20 protein-coding genes are annotated in these 22,748 nt (G+C 41.9%); 4 read left to right on the forward strand and 16 right to left on the reverse strand.

The genetic code is table 11. The features are described from left to right. Window positions 1-56: 56 nt before the first annotated feature. The 8 genes from T541_RS0108765 to T541_RS19250 form a co-directional block, all read right to left on the reverse strand. Window positions 57-992 (reverse strand): hypothetical protein, encoded by a 936-nt coding sequence (locus T541_RS0108765; RefSeq protein ID WP_026652369.1) that lies wholly within the window; start codon window positions 990-992, stop codon window positions 57-59. A 21-nt stretch (window positions 993-1,013) separates the two neighbouring features. After that, on the reverse strand, window positions 1,014-2,630 hold the full coding sequence (locus T541_RS0108770) for a phage tail tip lysozyme (RefSeq protein WP_026652370.1): 1,617 nt from the start codon (window positions 2,628-2,630) through the stop codon (window positions 1,014-1,016). Between the two features lie 36 nt (window positions 2,631-2,666). After that, window positions 2,667-2,954, reverse strand: a complete 288-nt coding sequence (locus T541_RS0108775) for a hypothetical protein (protein WP_026652371.1) — start codon at window positions 2,952-2,954, stop codon at window positions 2,667-2,669. A gap of 57 nt (window positions 2,955-3,011) precedes the next feature. Continuing rightward, entirely contained in the window at window positions 3,012-3,380 is a 369-nt protein-coding gene (locus T541_RS0108780; protein ID WP_026652372.1) for a YwqH-like family protein, read from the reverse strand. A 37-nt stretch (window positions 3,381-3,417) separates the two neighbouring features. Next, complete coding sequence (locus T541_RS0108785) at window positions 3,418-4,794, reverse strand: MATE family efflux transporter (protein WP_026652373.1); 1,377 nt, start codon at window positions 4,792-4,794, stop codon at window positions 3,418-3,420. A 129-nt stretch (window positions 4,795-4,923) separates the two neighbouring features. Then, window positions 4,924-6,276: a DUF2130 domain-containing protein gene (locus T541_RS0108790; protein ID WP_026652374.1), complete on the reverse strand. Its 1,353-nt coding sequence runs from the start codon at window positions 6,274-6,276 to the stop codon at window positions 4,924-4,926. Between the two features lie 19 nt (window positions 6,277-6,295). Next, the gene (locus tag T541_RS0108795; RefSeq protein WP_026652376.1) at window positions 6,296-6,577 is read right to left on the reverse strand and encodes a hypothetical protein; all 282 of its coding nucleotides are present in this window, start codon (window positions 6,575-6,577) and stop codon (window positions 6,296-6,298) included. Further along, window positions 6,574-7,119: a helix-turn-helix domain-containing protein gene (locus T541_RS19250; RefSeq protein WP_034466590.1), complete on the reverse strand. Its 546-nt coding sequence runs from the start codon at window positions 7,117-7,119 to the stop codon at window positions 6,574-6,576. Before T541_RS19250 ends, T541_RS0108795 begins: the two co-directional genes overlap by 4 nt. Before the next feature lie 207 nt (window positions 7,120-7,326). Between T541_RS19250 and T541_RS0108805 the strand changes: the two genes are divergently transcribed. Both T541_RS0108805 and T541_RS0108810 read left to right on the forward strand, forming a co-directional pair. Beyond that, window positions 7,327-8,604: an O-acetylhomoserine aminocarboxypropyltransferase/cysteine synthase family protein gene (locus T541_RS0108805; RefSeq protein WP_026652377.1), complete on the forward strand. Its 1,278-nt coding sequence runs from the start codon at window positions 7,327-7,329 to the stop codon at window positions 8,602-8,604. 829 nt (window positions 8,605-9,433) lie between these two features. Further along, window positions 9,434-11,293 carry an AAA family ATPase gene (locus T541_RS0108810; RefSeq protein WP_026652378.1) on the forward strand — a complete coding sequence of 620 codons (1,860 nt, stop codon included), beginning with the start codon at window positions 9,434-9,436 and terminating at the stop codon, window positions 11,291-11,293. Window positions 11,294-11,359: 66 nt separating this feature from the next. Here T541_RS0108810 and T541_RS0108815 read toward each other — a convergent pair whose 3' ends face one another. From T541_RS0108815 to T541_RS0108830, 4 genes are all read right to left on the reverse strand, one after another. Next, a complete protein-coding gene (locus T541_RS0108815) occupies window positions 11,360-11,959 on the reverse strand; it encodes a hypothetical protein (RefSeq protein ID WP_026652379.1) in 600 nt (199 codons plus the stop codon). Further along, complete coding sequence (locus tag T541_RS0108820; protein ID WP_026652380.1) at window positions 11,956-14,217, reverse strand: WG repeat-containing protein; 2,262 nt, start codon at window positions 14,215-14,217, stop codon at window positions 11,956-11,958. Before T541_RS0108820 ends, T541_RS0108815 begins: the two co-directional genes overlap by 4 nt. 282 nt (window positions 14,218-14,499) lie before the next feature. Next, a complete protein-coding gene (locus T541_RS19255) occupies window positions 14,500-15,570 on the reverse strand; it encodes an alpha/beta hydrolase (protein ID WP_051538170.1) in 1,071 nt (356 codons plus the stop codon). 286 nt (window positions 15,571-15,856) lie between these two features. Continuing rightward, window positions 15,857-17,029 carry a serine hydrolase domain-containing protein gene (locus tag T541_RS0108830; RefSeq protein WP_026652381.1) on the reverse strand — a complete coding sequence of 391 codons (1,173 nt, stop codon included), beginning with the start codon at window positions 17,027-17,029 and terminating at the stop codon, window positions 15,857-15,859. Between the two features lie 379 nt (window positions 17,030-17,408). On the opposite strand from T541_RS0108830, the gene T541_RS0108835 reads away from it, so the two are divergent. Beyond that, entirely contained in the window at window positions 17,409-18,569 is a 1,161-nt protein-coding gene (locus tag T541_RS0108835; protein WP_026652382.1) for a hypothetical protein, read from the forward strand. A 167-nt stretch (window positions 18,570-18,736) separates the two neighbouring features. Here the strand turns inward: T541_RS0108835 and T541_RS0108840 are convergent, their stop codons facing one another. Then, window positions 18,737-18,973, reverse strand: a complete 237-nt coding sequence (locus tag T541_RS0108840) for a Fur family transcriptional regulator (RefSeq protein ID WP_026652383.1) — start codon at window positions 18,971-18,973, stop codon at window positions 18,737-18,739. An 81-nt stretch (window positions 18,974-19,054) separates the two neighbouring features. Continuing rightward, on the reverse strand, window positions 19,055-19,606 hold the full coding sequence (locus T541_RS0108845) for a DUF3793 family protein (RefSeq protein WP_026652384.1): 552 nt from the start codon (window positions 19,604-19,606) through the stop codon (window positions 19,055-19,057). 316 nt (window positions 19,607-19,922) lie between these two features. On the opposite strand from T541_RS0108845, the gene T541_RS0108850 reads away from it, so the two are divergent. Beyond that, window positions 19,923-20,354: a flavodoxin gene (locus tag T541_RS0108850; RefSeq protein ID WP_026652386.1), complete on the forward strand. Its 432-nt coding sequence runs from the start codon at window positions 19,923-19,925 to the stop codon at window positions 20,352-20,354. A 219-nt stretch (window positions 20,355-20,573) separates the two neighbouring features. On the opposite strand, the gene T541_RS0108855 is transcribed toward T541_RS0108850, so the two are convergent. Continuing rightward, a complete protein-coding gene (locus tag T541_RS0108855) occupies window positions 20,574-21,560 on the reverse strand; it encodes a diaminopimelate dehydrogenase (protein ID WP_026652387.1) in 987 nt (328 codons plus the stop codon). 274 nt (window positions 21,561-21,834) lie between these two features. Continuing rightward, a complete protein-coding gene (locus T541_RS0108860; protein WP_026652388.1) occupies window positions 21,835-22,533 on the reverse strand; it encodes an MgtC/SapB family protein in 699 nt (232 codons plus the stop codon). Window positions 22,534-22,748: the final 215 nt, after the last annotated feature.

Below are 22,748 nucleotides of genomic sequence, written 5' to 3' on the forward strand. Positions count from 1 at the left end.
ACTTCCTCCCAAATATAGAACTATATTCTATCTGTTGATTCACAACAAAATACTGTCTAATATGTTTTTACTTCAACTCCTTCATTTACGTAAACCGTAGTATTTTCCGACTTCCATACTCCTTTTAGTTTCGTATTTCCTTCTAAATGTATCTCACTAATATCAGTTCCCATGCACTCCAAATTGACTAATTCTACATTTGCAGACAGGTCAATCTCTGTTATGTTGGTTGAATTAATTGCTAACGAAGCCAGTTTAGTATTACAGTGTAAATCCAACTCTGAAATCGCAGTATCACATACACTGAGCCTCAACAATTCAGCATTATTTGTTGTATCTATCTGTTCAAGCAAAGTACTGTCACACCACAATTCCGTCAAATTAGTATTGTTATTAATATCAATATAATCTATATTAGTGCCACTTATGTTTAATAATTCAAGCGCTATATTTTTGCTAACATCAATTTGAGATAAATCCGTCATGTTACACCTTAAAACACTGATCTTAGCATTATTAGAAACATCTATATTTTTAATTGGATTACCTACCAGACTTAATTCTTCCAATGCTAAATTGTGTGAAACATTTACGTCTGTTAATTGACAATTATTACATATCAATACTCTCAAATTAGGAAAAAGTTCAATTCCATCTAAATTTTCAACTTGTGAACTCGTAGCATATTCATTCCAAAATATAGCTATTTCTTCAACGTTTTCTATTTCTTCCTGATTCAACAAACCATTTGAATCTTTATCAAATTCACTGGCTACATATTCTCTAAAACCATCATCTGGAAAAGCATCATTATCTATTAAAACAAAATTGCTATTCTCAAAATCATCAGTTGAACTCGTAGCTGTTTTTGTAATACTCGATGATGAAGAACTATTACTTTCAGACACAACAACATCATCACTCATGTTTGTAGAACAAGCACAACACATCATTAAAGAAATTAAACATATAAACATTTCATTATATTTCATATCCAACTTAAAGCCCCTATTTTATTCCATCATAGCTTTGTATATTATCCACGAATCAGTGGCTCTCACCCCATCTGTAGCTGTATCTCCATTTTCATATATATCATAGAAATCAACAGCTGCTTGACGAACCAAAGCCTCGTTATCAAGATAGTTGTCACTTACTTCCCCTGAGTATAGTTCCTCATAATACAAAACCTTATCCAAAAACCACTGGCTAGACGTAAGTTCAAAAATAAGCATATCAGCTTCTGCTTTCGCAGCTTCCTTGAAGGATAACTTGCCATCCTGATCCCCCATGGCATCTGCCTTTTTGTAAAAATCAAGTAGATTCAAAACTCTCACTCCGTCGGTCCACTGACAGCTTCCTATTCCCAAAATAACATCCGTTACATTATCACCATTTATATCTGCGCAATTATAAGTTTCAGGATTTGTATATTTTATTAAGGAAGAAATCAAAAGGCTATAGGATTCTAAATCCATTTCATACAGTAACTCATTAGCGTATATATCTTGAAAATCCACATTATACTCATCTCGATAATAATCCAATACTTTCTGAAGATATGAAGGTCTATTACTGGGATCATCATACGTAGTATCTTCAATATGCCCTACACCGCCTTCATTCCACACATTTCCAAGGACTGCAGCAATAAATTCTGGACTCTTCCCCTCGGCAAAAAGAGCTGCTGCCATTACCTGCATACCGGCTACTCTCTCTTCAGTCAGTTCTATCCCCAAAGCATTTTTCGTCCCTACTAAGTTTTCAAGCTTATATATATACTCCATTTGCTCTGCAGTTAGATCATATTCTCTAATTATTTCCCTAGCATCCTGATTTGAAATCTGATAATACGGATCTCTTTCCATCTCTCGACGTTTTATTTTCTCTTTTAAAAGTTCCTGAACATCATTAAGATCACTAACGATTCCAAAATAAGCAGTCTTGATATTTTTCAAGAAAAACCCATTCTGTCTAGGATTGTTAACCAAAACATTCATCAAAAGATTATCTGAATCTTGAACACTTTTTTGAAGTTTAGTTATTGCTAACGACAAATCCTGTGCATCGATGTATTCACACTCTTCTTCATCAAAAGAAATAAAGCGCTCTTTAACATCATTGATATAACCGTAAGAACTATTATCTCCCCCACATAAATCTATATAAGCGCCTTTGGCACTTGCATAGCATGGAACAGTAAATGTTGTAATATGTCCATACTTAGCTTTAATATACTCTGCTTTTCTTTCAATATTCATAGAATGACTATCTAAGTCTTTATATGCACCCTTGAAATCCGTCTCAACTTGCGCAAGAACTTGTGTTTCTAGTCTAGCATTCAAAGAAGCATCAACTTTTTCTGAGAATGATGTCATATAATGCTTATACATGCCAAGAAGTATTTCCTGCACTTCGCACAGTACTCCGTGAATTCCCAATTCTACATCTCCCACATACTCTTTAGAAGCCTCAGCATCATCACCCTGATATGTGTCATTATTTATATACTTATCCAATTTTTCTTTTATCAAGTCTAGTTGTGAAGAGCACCTCCTAAAAATATCCTCCAACGCAACTATTATTTCCTGCGTTACTTCTGCATCAAAAATCTTATTATCCAAATCCATTAAAAAAGAGACTTCCCTCCATGTATTAATTATTTATCATTGCACGTTCAAAGTATTTTTCGATTCTTCATCTACAAGAATCAATGACTCTTTTAGTTTATTAAGTGCTACTGGCAAATTTTCACTGGTATGAGCGCCATAATTTTTTGTGCATTCCACCAAGTCGTGAAACAAACTGTTTAGTTTTGTTCCAGCACATGTTCCATTTAACTGATCCATATTTGGAATATTATCAAGGCTATATCCATCAGCGGATTCTTTAATGCTGCCTGTTATATCTTCGAATACTTCGACATCTACTTTGATTATTTGATTATTTCCCATTAACTTGCTCCAATTATTTAAAAACTATTTGCGTCTATATGCCATAAAACATGGGAATTATGCACAATTAAGTTGCCCTTCCAGATTTTGAACATATAGCTGACAGTCATATATCTTTTGTTCTAATAATTCTATGCAACGATAAATATCGTCAAGGAACTGGCGCGTACTTCCCTGTGCATCTTCCACCTTATCAGCACATACACCGGATAGTTCTTCAGCATCAATTAGTGTATTTCCTCTCCATCTTTCCGAACATGACATATCATAACTTGTTGTATACTCAAAGACGTTTTCTTCAATGCTGTTGTATTCTCTTTTTACATAAGAGGCCGCTTCTTCAAGCTCCATAATCTGTTCTTTATACTCCGCAATCTTAGCTTCAGCCTCACGAATCAATTTTAGTATTTCTTCTATTTTTCCCAATTAACTATCTCCCTGAATATTTCCTAATTCTTATTCTTTATAGCTCTTTTCCCATCTCCACATCGAACTGCCTAAGCTCCGAAAATGCCAGTGGTACTGTGACCATCAGGGAGCAGATGTCGGCCCAGGCCTGAGTCATCTCAACGCCAAGGACTCCGAAGATCTGCGGAAGAATGAAAATCAGCGGAATGAAGAAGATTCCGTTGCGGGCGGAGGCTGTGATTGAGGCCTTTACGCCCTTTCCGATGGACTGGAGCATCATGTTAGAAATAACAAGGATTCCTGAAAGGGGCAGTGTTACTGACTGCCATCTAAGGGCGACCTTGCCCACTGCGATAACTTCAGGCTTTTTGTTGAAGATAGCGATAACGTCCGGTGCAAAGTAGAAGCAGATTGCTCCAACGATGCACAGGAAAACGGTTGCGTACTTTACGCAGAACCAATATCCCTCTTTTACCCTATTCTTAAGACCTGCGCCGTAGTTGAAGGAGCAAACTGGCTGATATCCCTGGCCGAAGCCGATAAGAGCTGAAGCCATCATCATGATAACTCTTGTAGTAATGGACATTCCTGCGATTGCAGCGTCTCCGCCAAAAGAGCCGGCCTGCTTATTAAGAAGGAATGTGGAAACTGCTGCCAAGCCCTGTCTGCACAGTGATGGCGCGCCTCCGTTGAGGATTTCCAAAAGGTAATGCGGATTCAACTTAACGTTAGAAGGCTTGAGTCTGATATTGCCGCCATGCTTTGTTCCTGCTAAAAGAACTATGAAGCTCATGATCTGTCCTGAAACCGTAGCGATGGCTGCGCCCTTAACTTCCATGTGGAAGCCCAGAATCAGAAGGGGATCCAGGATCATGTTGATGACAGCGCCGCTCATAAGGCCGATCATGGCGTAGATGGCGCTTCCCTGGAAACGAAGCTGGTTGTTGATAACAAACTGGGCCATCATAAATGGTGCGCCCCAGAGAATAATTGAAAGATAATCTTCAGTATAGATAAGGGACTGAGCAGAGTCAGGGCCTAGGAATGCAGCAATTGAAGGCATATAGATGTTTCCAAGAATTGCCATGGTAAAGCCTATGATCAGGGCCAGCGCAAATCCTGTTGAAGCCATCTCGTTGGCTTCCTTCATATCGCCCCTTCCAAGCATTCTTGAAAGGTAGTTGCCTGAACCATGTCCGCAGAAAAATCCGATGGCCTGAATAATTGCCATAACAGTAAAAGAAAGCCCCACGGCAGCTGTTGCCGCGGTGCTTATATCAAGATCTGTTGAAACCCTGGATACAAAGAATGTATCGGCGGTGTTGTAAATTGCCGTAACCAGCATGCTGAGGATCGTTGGCACTGAAAGTGACAGGATCAGCTTAGGTACCGGGGTTGTTGTTAAGTATTCTCTTTTATCTCGTGTTGCCATTGTTACTTCCTTGTTGTAAATACTAGTATTTCTATTATTCATCAGAATCGGCATTGAAACTACCCGATTTCTGACTTATTTCATTTGTTTTTTGTCATTTGACACTCAGATCATGAGCTTTAAGTGTATCTATTCTCCTTCATGAAGCGCATCAAATTTGGCCTTCATGGTTGGGTTGCCCCTGGTGAGCTTCTTGACGCTGACTTCATCCACCTTGTTATTGGCGATGCGGAGCTGATTGTCGGAACCAAGTAGCTCTTTTTTCACCTTCTCAAGATGCTGGATAGTCTTGTCGATCTCGTCGATGGCGCTATCAAAGTGTTTGTGGGCGATCTCGTAGTTCCTGCCAAAGTCGTCCTTGAACTTCATGAGGTTGTCCTCGAAGTTGGAGATGTCGATGTCCTGATTGCGGACCACTGCCAGCTCCTGCTTGTACATAAGGGCGTTCATGGCTGCGTTTCGAAGCAGCGTTATTATAGGGATAAAGCACTGCGGGCGCACAACGTACATCTTGTCATACTTGTAGGAAACATCAACAATTCCGGCATTGTAAAGCTCTGAATCGCTCTCAAGAAGTGACACCAGAACCGCATACTCGCACTTCTTCTCGTTGCGGTCCTTATCAAGCTCCTTGAAAAAGTCCTCGTTCTTGTGCTTGGTGGCGGTCTCATCCATCTCGTTCTTCATCTCAAACATGATGGAAATGATCTCAACGCCGTTCTCATCGCACTCACGGTAGATGTAATCGCCCTTACTGCCTGAACGGGCGTCATTATCCTTTTCAAAATACGCATTCCTAAAGGCTGTTGCGCGAAGTTGGTTGAACTGGATCTCACAGTGCTGCTCCAAAGTCTCGCCCACCATCTTAGTGGACATCTTGGTCTTAAGGTCCTTGTAGAACTCAACCTCTTTTTCCTTCTGCTCCAAGAGGACCTTGCCCTTCTCCTTCTCCTGAATCAGCGCACTTTCCAGCTCTCTGCTTTTTTCGTTAAAAGAGCTTTCAAGCTCATGCTTCTCATCTTCGACTTTCTTCACGGCTTCGAGAACGGCAAGCTTTTGTTTGTCCTCAAATGTTCCAAGTTCAAGTGTTAGCTTATTATTCTTTTCTTCTGATTCTCTGAGCTTGTCCTTTAATGCCTCTATTTCACTTAGTTTCTCTTCCTTTACTTTCTCGAGATCACTAACTTGTATTTCTTTCAGTCTCTGAACTTCTTCTAACTTCTCTGTTCTTAACTTCTCTATCTCCCTGGCCTGCTCTGCAAGAGCCTTCTCGTACTCCTGCTTGGTCTTCAGGGTGATCTTGTCCTCCTGGGCAGCCAGCTCCAGCGCATGCTTCTCCTGCAAGCGCCTCTCAAGCTCTGAAGTCCTCTGAGATAGATCTTTTTCAAATTCCTTGTCACGTATCTGCTGTACGATCGAAGAAAGCTCTGTATCATCAACTGTAAACGCCTGTCCGCAATGTGGACACTTAAGTTCTGCCATAATGTTCCCCCTTCTGCTTTTACTTACATAATCTCTGGAAGCTTATGAATGTATATCCCTTATCAAGGAAGTTCTTGGATCTACATCCCTGTCTGTTGTTGATAGTGCACTCTTCATACCTAACATAAGACTTCACATTAGAGCATGACAAAACCACAGAAGCCAAGCGCTCTGCAAGGCCTTCGTATCCCATTTGATTTTCTTTGTACCAGTAGCCATTGTCATAGTATTTAGGCTGGGTTCCGATAGAACTTCCTGCTATCATGACCATGGCCTGTGGGCTCAATGTATAGTTCTTCATATTACTCTTACGTCCTCCCACGACAAATTCTCATCATGCATCTTAATCCAGAAAGTATCTGAATAATTCACACCATGTGACAGCTTAATAAATTCGTATGGATTGTTAGATGTCATGTGAGCCTGCTTTAATATCTCTTTTAGATCTGCTCTGCCATCCTCATAGCATCTGCTTTTCAAGAACGAATAAAATCGCTCAAGGTCAAGCTTCTCACCACAAAAGGGTTGTGACAGGCCATCTGGTATCTTCTTATCAAATCTAATCTTCTTCCTATCCTTGGACAGTTCAACGACGCATACCAGCTCATCCTTGTTCATCACGTCATAAACATAGTAGTCTACAGGAACAAAATCCATATCCATGTGAAGCTGATACAGAATTGTCATAAGTGTCTCGAGACTGGGCATCTGCTTTCCTGATTCCATTCTGCTGTAATTAGACTGTTTGATACCACACTTGTCTGCAAGCTGAGTCTGTGTTAATCCAAGTTCCTTACGCCTACTTCTTATATTTGCCATTATGCGCTTATAAGCCTGTTCCATAACGATACTCTCCTATAATTTTACAATATATCTTTTTTGATATATTTGTCAATCGAATTGCCATCAGTTTTTATTTACAAATATTCTGCTGATGATACAATGATTTAGTGGGTAAAAGAGCTAGCTCTTTTAACATCCACATATCTAGAAAATTCTCAGGATTCTGGGGGAAAGGAATGATCCAACAAGGTTTGGATTATATAAAGTATGAAAAACAAAGGAATAGGAACCAAGTGCGTGCAGTCTGGCTACAGACCAGGAAATGGAGAGCCAAGACAGATTCCGATCATTCAGTCCACAACTTTCAAGTATGACACCAGCGAGGATATGGGTAAACTCTTCGATCTGGAGGCTTCTGGATATTTCTACACCAGACTTCAGAATCCTACTAATGATTATGTTGCAGCTAAGATTGCAGAGCTGGAGGGCGGTTGCGCAGCAATGCTTACTTCTTCCGGACAGGCAGCTAACTTCTTTGCGCTGTTCAACATCTGCGAGTGCGGAAGCCATATCGTGGCATCTTCTTCAATCTACGGCGGAACTTTCAACCTCATCGCTGTAACAATGGCTAAGATGGGCATTGAGGTTACTTTTGTTTCACCTGATGCTTCTGAAGATGAGCTGAATGCTGCATTTAAGGATAATACAAGAGCAATGTTCGGCGAGACTATCGCTAATCCTGCTCTTACAGTTCTCGACATCGAGAAGTTTGCTAAGGTTGCTCACGCACATGGCGTGCCACTTATCGTGGACAACACCTTCCCAACACCTGTTAACTGCAGACCTATCGAGTGGGGTGCAGATATCGTAACTCATTCAACAACTAAGTACATGGATGGCCACGGCGCTGGCGTTGGCGGAGCTATCGTTGATTCAGGCAACTTTGACTGGATGGCTCACGCAGACAAGTTCCCAGGCCTCACAACTCCTGATGATTCCTACCACGGCATCGTTTATGCTGAGAAGTTTGGTAAGGAGGGCGCTTTCATTACTAAGTGTACATCCCAGCTTATGCGTGACTTTGGATGCATCCAGTCTCCACAGAACGCATTTCTTCTGAATCTTGGCCTTGAGTCACTTCACGTTCGCATGCCTAAGCATGTTGAGAACGGCCTTGCTGTTGCTCAGTTCCTGGAGAAGCACCCTAAGGTTAAGAAGGTTAACTACCCAGGTCTTGAATCCGACAAGTACTATGAAGTTGCTAAAAAATATATGCCTAACGGCGGTTGTGGTGTTGTTTCCTTCGAGCTTGAAGGCGGAAGAGCCGCAGCAGAGAGCTTCATGAAGAAGCTTAAGATAGCAGCTATCGAGACTCACGTTGCAGATGCCCGCACCTGCTGCCTTAACCCAGCAACTTCAACTCACCGCCAGATGACAGACGAGCAGCTTGAAGCAGCTGGCATCCCAGCTGGCCTTATCCGAATCTCCTGCGGACTTGAGGATAAGGAGGATCTTATTGCGGATATCCAGGGCGCGTTGGAGTGATTGCTGGCGCTGGAGTAGTGCGTGACGCTGGCTTGATGACGTAGTGAGATATGTAGCTTGTGCTGGCTAGATGAGATGGCTAGCGGCAATGGCTTGTGAGTATTGGAATTAATTAGATTTGCGGATAGGGGTAATGATTCATGGACTCTTATCCGCAAATTTTATTATGGAGTGGTGGTTGAGATAGATTTGCGGATAGGGGGTAATGATTCATAGTCCCTTATCCGCAAATTTAGTCTCTGAGTTTCGGTTTCGACAGCGTTCCGAAAGAGTGATTCGCCAAAAATACAGAAAAATCGCCCTTTTTTCAAATTTTACCGTAGTGGTTTCTCTGATTTCCTTGATTGTGATCGCTCAATTGATAATACATGTTTGTTATCTTAGAAATCCGCTCTTCTTCTCACTTTCCCGTAAATTCCCTTATGCTATCCTGTTTGAAAATACAGAAAAAATGGACATTTTTCTTATTTTACCGTAATTTCCCTTGGAAACTATTTTTTTAGAAAAAACCTTCTCACAAGACATCCCCTTTGCTCATCCATAAACATACGCTCAAATCAAAAAACAAGAGACACCGCATTCGCAGTGCCTCTTAAGCATATCTCTATAATATGTAGCTAAAGCATTCTATTATACGTAAACAAACAAGAATGGCAACATATCAACTATCATTTGATATTTTTCCGCACATTACCATTATTCTCCTTGATAATATTCCGCAATATATCAGTTTTAATTTGATATTATTCCGCAATATGTCAATTTTGGTTTGATATATTGCGGAAGATTATCTATAATATAGCTAGGAAAGTAAAAGGAGAAGCCTGCCATGAAAACCGTTAAAGAAGTCGCAATTGAATGGGGATTATCTGAACGCACAATTATAAGCATGTGCAGTCTTGGCAAAATACCCGGTGCGCACAAGCAAGGCAGGCAGTGGCAAATTCCAGATGATGCCACTAAGCCTTCTGATAAGCGCATTTCAACAGGCAAATACTTAAAAGAAAACAGCGATCAGAAAAAGCCTCTTCCAATAGGCATTTCTGATTACGTTAGAGCGCAATCGGAATACTACTATGTTGATAAAACTCTCCTCATTAAAGACTTTCTTGATAGCAAGCCATTAGTTTCACTCTTCACAAGACCGCGAAGATTTGGTAAGACGCTTAACATGGACATGCTCAGAGTCTTCTTTGAGCTATCAAATGAAGACACAAGTATTTACTTCAAGGATAAAGCCATCTGGAAATGTGGTGAAAATTATACTCGTCATCAGGGCAAATATCCCGTAATCTTCCTAACCTTTAAAGATGTCAAATTCCAGACATGGGAAGCAACTTTATCCAAAATAAGTGGTCTCCTTCAGACTGAATTCGGTCGCCACATAGAACTGGCAAACAGTTCCAAATTAGCAAGATATGAAATCGACTATTATAACAAGATCCTTAGCGGATCAGCCAATGAAGTTGAATTATCATCTGCCCTCGAGAATCTTTCACGCATGCTATTCACTCATCATGGAATCAATCCTATCATCATAATCGACGAGTACGATACGCCAATCCAAGAAGGTTACTCCAAGAATTTCTATGATGAAATAATTGGATTCATGCGTAATTTCTTTTCCGGAGCCTTTAAAGATAACAAGTATCTCTCCTATGGCTTCCTTACAGGAATACTTAGAATAGCCCAGGAGAGTATATTTAGCGGCCTCAACAACCTTACTGTCAATTCAGTTTTGGATGCTGACTACGACCAGTATTTTGGTTTTACATATGATGAAGTTCATCAGATAATGTCTCATTACGACTGTACTAACAAGGAAAAAGAGCTAAAGAGTTGGTACGATGGTTACATTTTCGGAAATAAAGAAATATATAACCCATGGTCCGTAATAAACTATGTTTCAAAGAACTGTGAGCCTCAGGCATACTGGGTGAACACTGGAAGAAATGAGATACTTGAAGACGTTCTAAAAATAGCATCCGAAGAAATAAATGATCACTTATTCTCCCTTCTTCAGGGTGAAAGTGTTGTAGCCAAAATTGACCTGACAACTGTATACAGATCTTTAGCAGATGACCCAGCCAATGTATATAGTATTCTTCTTGTAGCAGGCTACCTTAAAGTTATTAAAAAAACGCTACAAGCAGATGGTTCTTACCTTTGCGAGGTTTCAATCCCTAACAAAGAAATCTCCGCAGTTTATAAAAACGAGATTCTGTCATACCTGTTAAACATCGGTGCCATCAATAATGCTACCGCCAATATGATTGCTGAAAGCCTTTATGCTAACGACACTGACAAGTTACAAAAGTCCATAAGCGAATACCTCACCAGATCAATCAGCTTCTATGACGCAGGTACAGAAGGCTTCTACCACGGTCTTGTACTTGGTCTGATAGCTCTTATGGATAATCAATACAGTATTATGTCCAATCGCGAGTCTGGTGATGGCAGATATGATATCAGCCTCACACCCAAGAATAAGAAGCATGCTGGCATTATCATCGAACTTAAATGGGCCAAGAACCTGGACAACAAAGCCCTTACATCACTGGCCGGCACAGCGCTAAAGCAGATCAATAGCAAGAACTATGCTACTGAAATGCAAGAAAATGGTATCAAAGACATCCTTAAGATAGGAATGGCTTTTTCGGGAAAAAATATTGTGATCAAAACTTCATGACAAAATAATAAATCATCACGTAAACGGGCCTGCTCACTGAGCAGGCCCTGATTGTTTACAATTCAATTAGTTTTTATCATGACTGACCTCATGTTTACGCATTATCACACTCTTGATCAAGAAATGACCTTTAATAATATCCCTTAATAGTATTAGCAATACAATTACCACTAATGGCAAACCTGATCTACACCCTGTATATGAGATACATAATGACAGTCCAAAAGTAATGACCAAAAAAGTAATAATACCAAAACGAATCATGAAACCACCATAAGCTTCGCCAATCAGCTTAACAAAAGCGATTGTCTCAACAATAAACTCCGCTGCAAAAAAGAACATGTATATTACAATTATGTTCTTCCCTCCGTAATTGTACTTGCCATGCATGCATACGGTGTACACAAATTCTAGAAGAATAATACCGGCAAGAATTACAAAATATTTACTGGATTTTTTGGCATCTTCATCTGCCTCGTACATAAATAGCACGTTGTTCGCAAAAAGCAATATTACTATTATCTTTACAATATCTATAACGTATCCAAACAGCATATTTCCTTTATATGCAACACTAAGATATAAAAAAAGGCAAAAACTAAGCGGAAAACATATGGCATACATAAGTGAAATACACTTTGATAATAAATCAGAAACTTTTTTCATTTTTTTATTTCCTGCCCCTCTCGTAAAGTCACCTGAATAACTCCATTTGATACAGATGCCCAATCGAATTGAGGCTCATATATCCAATTTCCATTAACATCAACTATTCCATATTTACCATTGGTCTTGACGACAGCCATCATTCCCCCTTCTTTGACATTGTGATAGTTAATGTATTTAGATACTTCAACGTATTCATATTCAAAATCAAGCACTATATTACCGAATTTATCACGAAGACCATACAATCCTGAAGACTCATCATAATATCCTTTTATTTCTGTACTTGTACCAATATTACAATCAATTCCCAAGTAATCTCCTTTATAGTTATATATCCTGTAACCGCTTGAATCAGTTGGACATACAGCAATCAAATTATTATCTTTAATTTCAATGAAATCAATCGCATAATTTTCTTCAGCTACTATATTTCCATCATACATAATAGTTAAGCGATCTTTAGCTGCTATTACCAGTAGTGGCTTACCTTCAACCATGGTTGCTTCGACATCATAAGAAAATTCATCGAATTCCCAAACAATATTTCCGCTGGAATCAATTACAAAACCCTTAACCTCACTATATCCTGAGTAATTTCTACCAAGGAAGAGACCTCCTCCCAGATATTTTAATTCACCAAAATGGAATTCAACCGGAAGGCTATCAGGTTTCAAAATTACCCATTTTTGATCATCAAATTGAAAATATAATATCTCATCATCAGAAGTATACTTATATTCGCCATCGAACAAAGAATAACTCTCCGGCTCAATAAATATCTCGTTTTGAGTATTCACTACACCAATCCTATCATCTTCGGTAATTACAATATATTTATCACCCATTTTGTTAGTAGCATAATTATAACTTAGTATTGATTTGTAATTAAAATCGATAATAGTCGTTCCGGAAACATCGATCACTCCGGCCTTTCCATCCAGATTTGCAACCATATATGCTGAATCTTCATGCAAATCGTCTAGCTCGGAATACTTAAACTCAAGTCTGATATTCCCGAGGCAGTCAATCAGTCCATATTTATCATCACGTCCTGCAATATATAGATCATCTGAACCAAATATGTCTTTTACATAATCAAAAATTTCATCTGATAGTTTTTTTCCATCTTTATCACAGAAATAATAATGTTCATCCTGATCTTCAATTATAAAAACATATTGATGTTCATTGCCTTCTCCCTGATTGATACATTCTATATATTTGTAGTAATCTCCAAGAATATCATTACCTTCAAAATCAAGAAGTCTATATTGGGAGTTCTGATCTTCTACAATAAGTGTATCCGTCCCTTCGCCAATTGTAATACTTCTGTATATTGGCTCAAGTATTGCATTTCCTTCGTAGTCATATATTCCGTAATATCTGTCTTTTTCATCTACATAATCAGAAAGATTCATGTCATCTGTATTATCAATCTCTACCTTCATAAAACTATCATAAAAAACGATATCGCCATAATCAGGACCTATTATTGCGTTTCCATTATAGTCATATAAGGCAAAATATCTTATGTAGTTTTCATAATTACTAACAAAGATATAATCATTACAGAAATCTATAAACTCGTACTTAGGCTCAATTAGAACATTATAATCAAGATCTGTTACTCCAATTCGTCTCTGATAACCTTTGTCATTTTCAACAATTACAATTCCCTTGTCTGTATGACTTGTATCAATTTTCTGATACTCCGGGGATAATAGCCAATTCCCACGTAAATCAGCTACTCCATAATTCCCACTTTTTATGTCATACAAAAACAAGTTACCATCATCCATATAAAAGGAGTTATTACCTAATTCCACCGAATTGGTACGAGGGAATCCATTTATTATTCCGTCTATCATTTTATAAATGGCATAATTCTTGGTCGATGGATAACAGAAATCATCCCAGAAAGAGTGTATGTACTCTGCTTTGGATAAATAGTCCAAAGATCCGCTCTCTTCATCTGTGTTTATATCATAACTACCACTTTGAACTCTGTATAATCCACTAGATTCACCCCAATTATTCTCATAAGTGTATCCTATGTTAGGATAAGATTCTGTATTTAAGGGAGTTGTACTTGGATGAGAACTTATAATATTCCCTTCTGTATCAAGAATATACCTTACTTCTCCTGCCTCGTATGAATTCTTCTGTAGCAGGTCGTTACCAAATATGAATGCAGCAATTATAAAGCACCCAAAGATCATCGCATTCTCAATCAATTGTATTTTAACTTTATTCATGACTCTCTCTTCCTAGTTCTTGCTTTTGTTGATCATAATACCAGCCATCTTCAGATTATGTTTTATATCCCGTACTATTTTTTTTCAACAAATTATCTCCATTATATGTAAACAGATGAGGATGGCAATATGTTGCATTAAAAAATAATTAATTCAAAAACCCACAAAAGCCTGCCTGGCCTTTGTGGGTTAACATCAATTACATAATTCAAATCTACTCTATTTTGCTCACAACCAGATGTGACAATTCACTAGCAATTGCTCATAACAAGCTAACTTCACTCACTTACTAAACGCAATCTGTGCGAAGTTATAGAATCCCAGGTACCACACGGTGAAAGTATGTCCGCCAGGAACTTCCTGCCACATGTAGTTCTCGCCGTCCACAAACTGGTCGCAGAGGGCAGGCAGTGTCTTGGCTGCAGCGGAGTGGCTGGTAAGGGCCACGTTGTCGCTCTTTCCACAAATGTTGTAGAAGTAGTCGATTGGATAAGTGTTATCAGCAAGGATTGATGCGGTTTTGCTGGCAGTGTTGCTGGTTGGTGCTGCAGAGAAAGCTCCGAAGTAGGAGAAAAGATCTACGCACTCGCCGATGCCGATATTGATGGTCTGCATGCCGCCCATGGAAAGACCTGCCATCGCTCTATGCTCTCTGGAAGCGCTCATATCATAGCCGTCCTCGCTGTAGTCCGCATAGGTGCTGTAGTGGGACTCGATGTAAGGTATCAAATCATTTCTTAGCTCTTTTCCAAAGCAGTAAAAAGAATTATAGTCAGAAGCATCCTTGCCGAAGTCCGCACCAGATCTGCCGTTTGGGGTAACCACAATGAAGCCCTCGATGTCTCCGTAGTAGATCAGGTTGTCCATGATCTCTTTTACCTTGGAGCCAGCGCCGGTCATTCCCCACTCGTTCTCGTCGCCGCCGATACCGTGCATAAGGTAAAGAACGTTGTACTTCTTGTCCTCGCTGTAGCCTGTAGGCAAGTAAACATGCGCACTCTTGGTGATCTCGTGCTCGTCGCCGTAATAATCCTTGGTGGTGTAGGTGATGTCCTCGATGGTTCCGCAGTCGGTGACGCGAAGATCCACGTACTTGGTGGGAATCTTGTCGCTGATGCTTGCTGAATCTGAATCGTCGGTCTCAAGCTCCACTGAGGACTGCTCCTGTGCAATCGCAGTGCCGATTCCTCCTTCTCCCTCTTCAGTGCTATCCATCTCTGGAATCATTCCATCCACAATCATATCTTCACTATTCATGCTGCTTTCCTCCCCGTTGTTTCCCTGACCGGCGGTGCAGCCAGCCATCAAAATCGCTGTGGCCAAGATGGCGCACAGGCTCTTTGTCTTCTTCATTGTTGCCTCCCAATACCATGAAGCTTCCAGGACTACACACAGTCCCATACTTCGTAATTCCCAATACACCATCAGTTTAGCACCCTGTCAAAAGAGCTACCTCTCGACTGTTGCTATAATTGGTAGCAATAAATAATAGATTGCTATGCGCACATGAAATGCCTGATTCACAAATAATAATCCCCGAAAACACGGTGATATCCGCATTCCCGGGGATTCATTATTCCAATATCATTCTGGAATATATATTGCTGATGCCATCTCAGTATCTATACATGTTCTGCCATTATGACATCACGATATTCCTAAGCTTCCTTGTGATATGGCCTGTGCCGTAATCAGTAATCTGTGTGAACATGATAAAAGAGATCTTGCTGACAGGGTCGTTCATGAAGAAGGTTCCGAGCCAGCCGTCCCAGCCGTACTCACCCTTGTTGCCGATGACACCTGCCTTTGAGGGCTCTACCATGACACGCATCAGGTTGTTGTAGCTGTAGCCCTCGAGGCCGTTCCAGTACTCAAGGTCCTTCTGCTGGTAGTCTGTGAGCTGGCCAGTTCCGAAGAACTTCACTGCCTCTGGTCTAAGGATCTCTTTTCCATTATAGGTTCCACCATTCATCAGCATTGCTGCGAAGTGGGAGTAGTCATCGAGAGTTGAGAAAAGACCTGCTCCACCTGACTCGAAGGCATTGACGCCGCCGTCGTTTCTGATGGCAAGGTTGTCGCCGTAGTAAGGAGTCAGTGTGCCGTCCTTGACGATGTATGGGCGGGCGAGACGAGATTTCTTTTCCTCAGGCACGAAGAACGCGGTGTCCTTCATATCCAGCGGATCAAAGAACTTCTCCTGCAGATATTCAGAGAACTTCATGCCAGAAACCTTCTCGATCACTGCGCCGAGAACGTCAGCGCTGGTGCCGTACTGGAAGTGCATGCCTGGTGCGAAGTTAAGCGGAATCTCGCCGAGACGCTCTGCAAACTCCATGGTGGAAACCATGTTTGTTGGGTCTCCGTGAAGCTTGTCGATCATCTCGTCCATGAGGTAGCCGGTTCTGACCTGGGCCAGGGAGTCTTCGCCTGGATATACGAGGCCTGAAGTCATGTTCAAAAGATCTTTGATAAGAACCGGTCTGTCACTTGGAACTGGCAGTACTTTGCCGTTTGCAAGGAAGGTCTGGTTTGCAAAGCTCTTTATATACTTGCCCACTGGCTCGTAGAGGTCGATGAAGCCGTCCTGCACAAGGGTCATGGCTGCTGCCCCTGTGATTGGCTTAGACTGTGAGTAAAGGTGAACTATTGTATCGCGGTCCATCTTAGTTCCCTTCTCGATGTCCGCAAATCCGCTGCAGCCAAAGCTCTCCTCCTTGCCGTCCTGAAGGAAGATGTAGCTTACGCCGGCGGTTTCTTTAGCAGCAACTGCTCTGTCCATGCAGTCCTGAAGTAATTTCTTTTTGTCGCTCATGTTATGCCTCCGTTGTTGAAATACTTATTATTGCTAATGTGACATTTATCTGCAGTATTTGTCAGTGATAATTCCAGTAAATATCGCAGTCACAAAAAATAATCACTTGCTTTGTTTTTTACTCCAGTTTCCACTTTAGCACTTGTTAGGGGGATTTTCTATAGCTCAGATTTACTAGTTTCTGTACTTGATTGAACTTGTGGAATGATTTTATAGTTTTTTAATCAATTGCCACAGTGCCGCTCCCCATCGGCGTTTGTGGTCCGCGAAGCCGTGAAACTACCACCGAGCAACGCCCCAGAGGTGCAAATTCGTGTTATCATTTTTTCATAGTTCTTTTAACACTAATCACAAGTGTTTATGAGGAGGGAAAAGAAATATGAAAAAGAAGTATCTAGGGCTGGTTCTGGCTGGAATCATGACTCTTTCTCTGGTTGCGTGCTCTGGCGCAGGCGGACAGGCTGCTGGCGGCGCTTCAACACAGGCTGGAGCAGAGAGTTCTACCGAGGCAGGCACTGATAATTCCGCTGATGCAGGCGACGTGCCAACTACAGGCCTTGCCAATCCTTGGACAGACATCACTGAAGAGGATGCCGATGCAAGGTTTCCTAATCTTTTCAAAATCCCAGAAGGCGCAGAAAATGTACGCTGGAGCATGAATGAAGTTGCTGACAACACAGTGCTTCCAGGCACCATGATCCAGGCGGACTTCGAACTTGATGGCGTTTCCTACACCGCAAGAATGCAGCCAGTGGCTGGCGAGGACATCGTGGACATCTCCGGAATGTACTACGACTGGACCGTTTCCGATGAAGGCACGCTCAGCAACTGGGGCGGCGGCAAAATGGCTTACAAGTCCTACAGATACGTGGGCGACGGCGAGTATATCGATGTTTGCAACTGGTTCGACATTGAGACAGGCTATGCATATTCTCTTTCTGCACAGGCTGCGGACCTTGACGGCTTTGACATCATCGCAATGGTAGATCAGATGTACGCTCCCGAGAAGCAGTTCGGCGCAAACGCTCCTGACTACTCAGCAATCGAGATCGACATCACAGGATGCGATACTTTCACTCAGATCGTGGACCAGAAGCTCACTGATGGCATGGGCTACGCCAATGTTACAATCACTGGCACCGACGTCCTCCTGGTGAGCAGCGGCTGTTACGACAATCTGGACGGCAACATGGCCGCCATCGATTCTGTGATTTTTGCTTACGGCGACAACGGCCCTTACGAGCTGGGCAAAGTAAGCAGCGACGGCACAGCCTATCCGATTACTGTGAAGGATGGCTACCTCTACACCGGCGGCCATCACTGGATGTGCAAGTACGCAATCGCAGACGGCAAGCTGATGGTGATGGAGGAAGTTTCCGAACTCTATGATGAAAACGGAAACGCAACCTATTACTACAATTCAGATGACGGCGGGGATTATTCAAACTTTGATTCTGCCGAGGCGGAAAAGATATTTGATGAGCTCATCCAAGAGATGGTTAGCGGAGAAATCGTGAATTATTCTGTGGTTAGCAAGTAATCTGGTGATTAGTCGCTGGCTCAGTGTTATGTTTATATGGTAAAAAAATAAGAGTCGTTGAGGTCCAGTATTTCTGGCCCAGCGGCTCTTTTTGATGCAAAGATTTTGTATGATCAAATGAATTTCATTATTCCTGATTATTCTAATACATCGTCTGATTTTATATATTAGCGATGATGACGAATCATGTCGATTCTCTCGATGACACCCAGATCCTCCAGGGTCTTGATCATGCGATAAACAGTGGCGATTCCGATGGAGTTATCTCTTTTACGGGCCATGCAGCATATGTCCTTGCAGCTGGCGCCGTCGTTCTCAGCGATGACCCCTGCCACCACCTGGCGTTGCTTGGTGATTCGCATGCCGCTATCTTTAAGTGCCTTTATTATCTGTTCGTTACTCATGATTGTCTCCTCTATATCGTCTGAGTATATCTACCTTCTGCTGTCAATTATTCTCAAACATGTCGTGTCGTCTATGCCCCATCAAGTGGCCACTGCCAGCTGCTCCAGTGTCTTGCCGTTCTGGTGGGCTCTGCTGTATATCTCTGTGCATTTCTTGTACTGATCAAAGGTCTTAAGGGCCGAAGCCTCGTCACTGTACACCTTCCAGAAGCCTGTGTACTTCACGCCCTTTTCAGGACTCTTCATGAATCCCAGCACGTCCGCCACCGGATACCCCAGGAAAAGACCTATCTCGTGGGGGAAGGATGCGTCCTGCTTAAGGTGGTCTGCAAGCTCAGCTACGCAGCGGTCTGCGTTGTGGTATGAGTAGCCTTTTTCCTTCAGGATCTTGCACACTTCCTGGTTGGAGAAATCTCTTTTTAAAAGATCTGGCCTGTACAGGTAGATAAGCACGTGGCCCTTCCAGTATTTAACAGGGATCATGCGGATGCCCTTGGACAGGAGCCTTGCGTTAAATCCCCTGACTTCACTATTGAATTTCTGCCTGTCGTCACAATCGACGGTAAAAAGATTTCCGGTCTTAAGGCCGGCAAGGGTGGGTGAGCAAAGTCTGATCAGTAGCTGGTCCCCCATTTAGTGTGTCCTCCTTGATGCGTTGGTCAATTCGAAATCTGAATATATGATGCTAATAGCATTTCTTTGATATTCAATACCTGTACTAATTATCTTCTATATCTTTATGTTTTGTCGTTATTGCCGTTAGCAATAGCTAACCTTGGCTCAAAAATAAATCCCGAATAACGTCGGGTCGTGATGGATTCTGGTTCGCATGTGTTTGAGATTTATTATCAGGTAAATCTCTTGAATCATATGTTAGCATCTGCTAACTTATTTTTCAAGGGTACATTACAACTTTTTTCAAATTAAACCCAGAAAGGATGAAATAGGTATGAGTAAAGTTAAGGTTGTTTTTTGGAGTGGAAGTGGAAATACACAGGCTATGGCTGACGCTGTGGCTAATGGAGTTAAGAGCGCTGGCGGAGAGGCTGAGGTGCTTACCTTTGATTCTATAAGTGTTAATGATGTGGCTAATGATTCTGTTATTGCCTTCGGCTGCCCAGCTATGGGTGCTGAGGTTCTTGAAGAAGGCACAGTTGAGCCATTCATGGAGACTTATGAGACAAGATGTAGTGGTAAAAAGATAGCTCTTTTTGGATCCTATGGTTGGGGCGACGGCCAGTGGATGCGTGACTGGCAGGACAGACTTAAGGCTGCAGGCGCTTCCATCATCGGCGGCGAGGGCGTAATCGCCAACAATGCACCTGATGACGCAGCTGTTTCTCAGTGCGAAGACCTGGGACGCATGCTTGCTCAGGCATAAAGTCACTGGGGACGGTTCTATTTGACTTATTGTAAGTCACTGGGGACGGTTCTATTTGACTTATTTTATAAAATAAGTCAAATAGAACCGTCCCCGTTGACTTGTTGCGCAAAATGAGTCAAATAGAACCGTCCCCAATGACTCCAACGAAAAAGAGCACCAGGCCCATTCCTTCCGGCTTAGTGCTCTTTGTTTTATTTAGATAGCTCTTTTAACAGATTAGAGAAGGTGCGCTCTGAGCTCCTCGCCGCTTAACTCTGAAAGGTAAGCTGGTGGGATGTCCAGGATTGTCTTGCAACCCTTTGCGCCTTCGTCGTGCATGCGCTTTGTAGCTCTTGCAACTGCTACGAGTACGCTGGTTGTGAACTCTGGGTTAGAATCAAGCTTGAGGCTGTACTCGATGATGTGGTTGTGCTCCTTGTTGGCGCCAGTCTTGCCGCTTCTGAATACAAAGCCGCCGTGAGCCATTCCGCTGTGGTTCTTAAGAAGCTCCTCCTCGCTGATGAAATGAACTGTTGTGTCGTAGTCTGCGAAGTAGTTAGGCATCTCCTTGATTTCTTTTTCTACAGCTGCTGCGTCAGCGCCTTCCTCGAGAACTACGAAGCACTCTCTTGTGTGCTTCTGTCTTGTGGTAAGCTCAGGATTCTTGCCGCTTCTAACTGCTTCCAGGGCGCTCTCAACTGGAACTGTGTACTGCTTGGCATTCTTAACGCCCTTAACACGTCTGATTGCGTCTGAGTGGCCCTGTGAAACGCCCTTGCCCCAGAATGTGTAGTCGTTACCGTCTGGAAGAATTGCGTTTGAGTAAACTCTAGCAAGTGAGAACATTCCTGGATCCCAACCGCAGGAAATAACTGCAACGTTGCCGCCGTCCTTAGCTGCAGCATCAACGTTAGCGAAGTGCTCAGGGATTCTTGCGTGTGTGTCAAAGCTGTCAACTACGTTGAAGAGCTTAGCATACTCTGGAGTCTGCACTGGAAGGTCAGTTGCGCTTCCGCCGCAGAGAATAAGAACGTCGATCTTGTCCTTCCAATCAGCCACGTCGTTAACTGAAACAACTGGAACGCCCTCAGTCTGGATCTTAAGTGAAGAAGGATCTCTTCTTGTAAAAACAGCTACGAGCTCCATGTCAGGTGCTTCTTTAACTGCAATTTCAACACCCTTACCAAGGTTACCGTAGCCTAAAATACCTATTCTTGTGCTCATATCTTTTCCTCCGAATCTTGTTGTCCAACAATCGCCATCAGCCCAGATAATATGCATGTTCATCATCATGACTATTCATCTTCTGATCATGTTAGACAATGCTAATCAAACCTGAGAAAAATCATAACACATACAAATTCATATGTTAATACTTATTGTATAAAATCTATTTTTTTGTGAATTAAAATGCATATGGTGCATATCAGATTAGAAATGTAGAAGATATTGTTGCGCAAAATAATACCGATTCCCATATCTGAGAATCGGTACACATTTAAATCTCTTCTATATAGTTTACAAATTCCAGCCCACTCAAAAACTCCAGCACTTCCTGGTGTGGTCTCTTTTTCTCAAGGGTCAGGTCGATGATCAGAGCTGCGTCTGTGGCCTGAAGGGTCTTCTCCTTGCTCTTGGTCATGCTGGTGATGACAAAGCCTGCCTCTGATAGCTTCTTGGTAAGCTTAGGGACGCCGTGGCTCTTCTCAACTTCGATGTAGATACTCATGTATCTGCTGTGGTTCTCAACCACGTTACTGATGTGCATCAGGATCATGTTGGCCAACATTACAAGAAGGAAACAAACAATTCCCACGATCAGGTATCCGCCGCCGATGGCCATACCCATGCAGGATGCAACCCAGAGAGAAGCTGCTGTTGTAAGTCCTTTGATCTGCTTACGTCCGGTAACAAGGATAGTTCCAGCGCCAAGGAAACCGATGCCACTTACTACGCCCGCTGGAATACGGCTTGTATCCGCGGAAAGTCCCGGTATCATAGCCAAGTACAGGTTCAGGGATGTGGCAACTGCAGAGCCCAGGCTCACCAGCGCAAATGTCTTGATTCCTGCGCTATGTCTTTTTACAATTCGCTCCCATCCTATAAGGCTTCCAAACAATGTGGCGATTACAAGTCTGATGGATACTGCGATATCGCTGGTTCCTTCTAAGAATTCCAGTATTGATGATAATGTCATAATATCTCCTGTAAATACATTTGTTTATTTAGTATTACTACTTAAGATAGCTATTATTAATAACAAATAAATCTCCTGTTTCTCTAATTATTAGATCAGGAGTTATCTACTACTAACATTATATTATATTAAATGCACATTTTCATCGCATATATCACCCCATACCAGGATTTTTATTGTAGTATTTGCCTATATTTATCCACGTGCCATCTTTA

This window comes from Butyrivibrio proteoclasticus P6B7 (assembly GCF_000622085.1).
GTDB classification, from domain to species: Bacteria; Bacillota; Clostridia; order Lachnospirales; family Lachnospiraceae; genus Butyrivibrio; species Butyrivibrio proteoclasticus_A.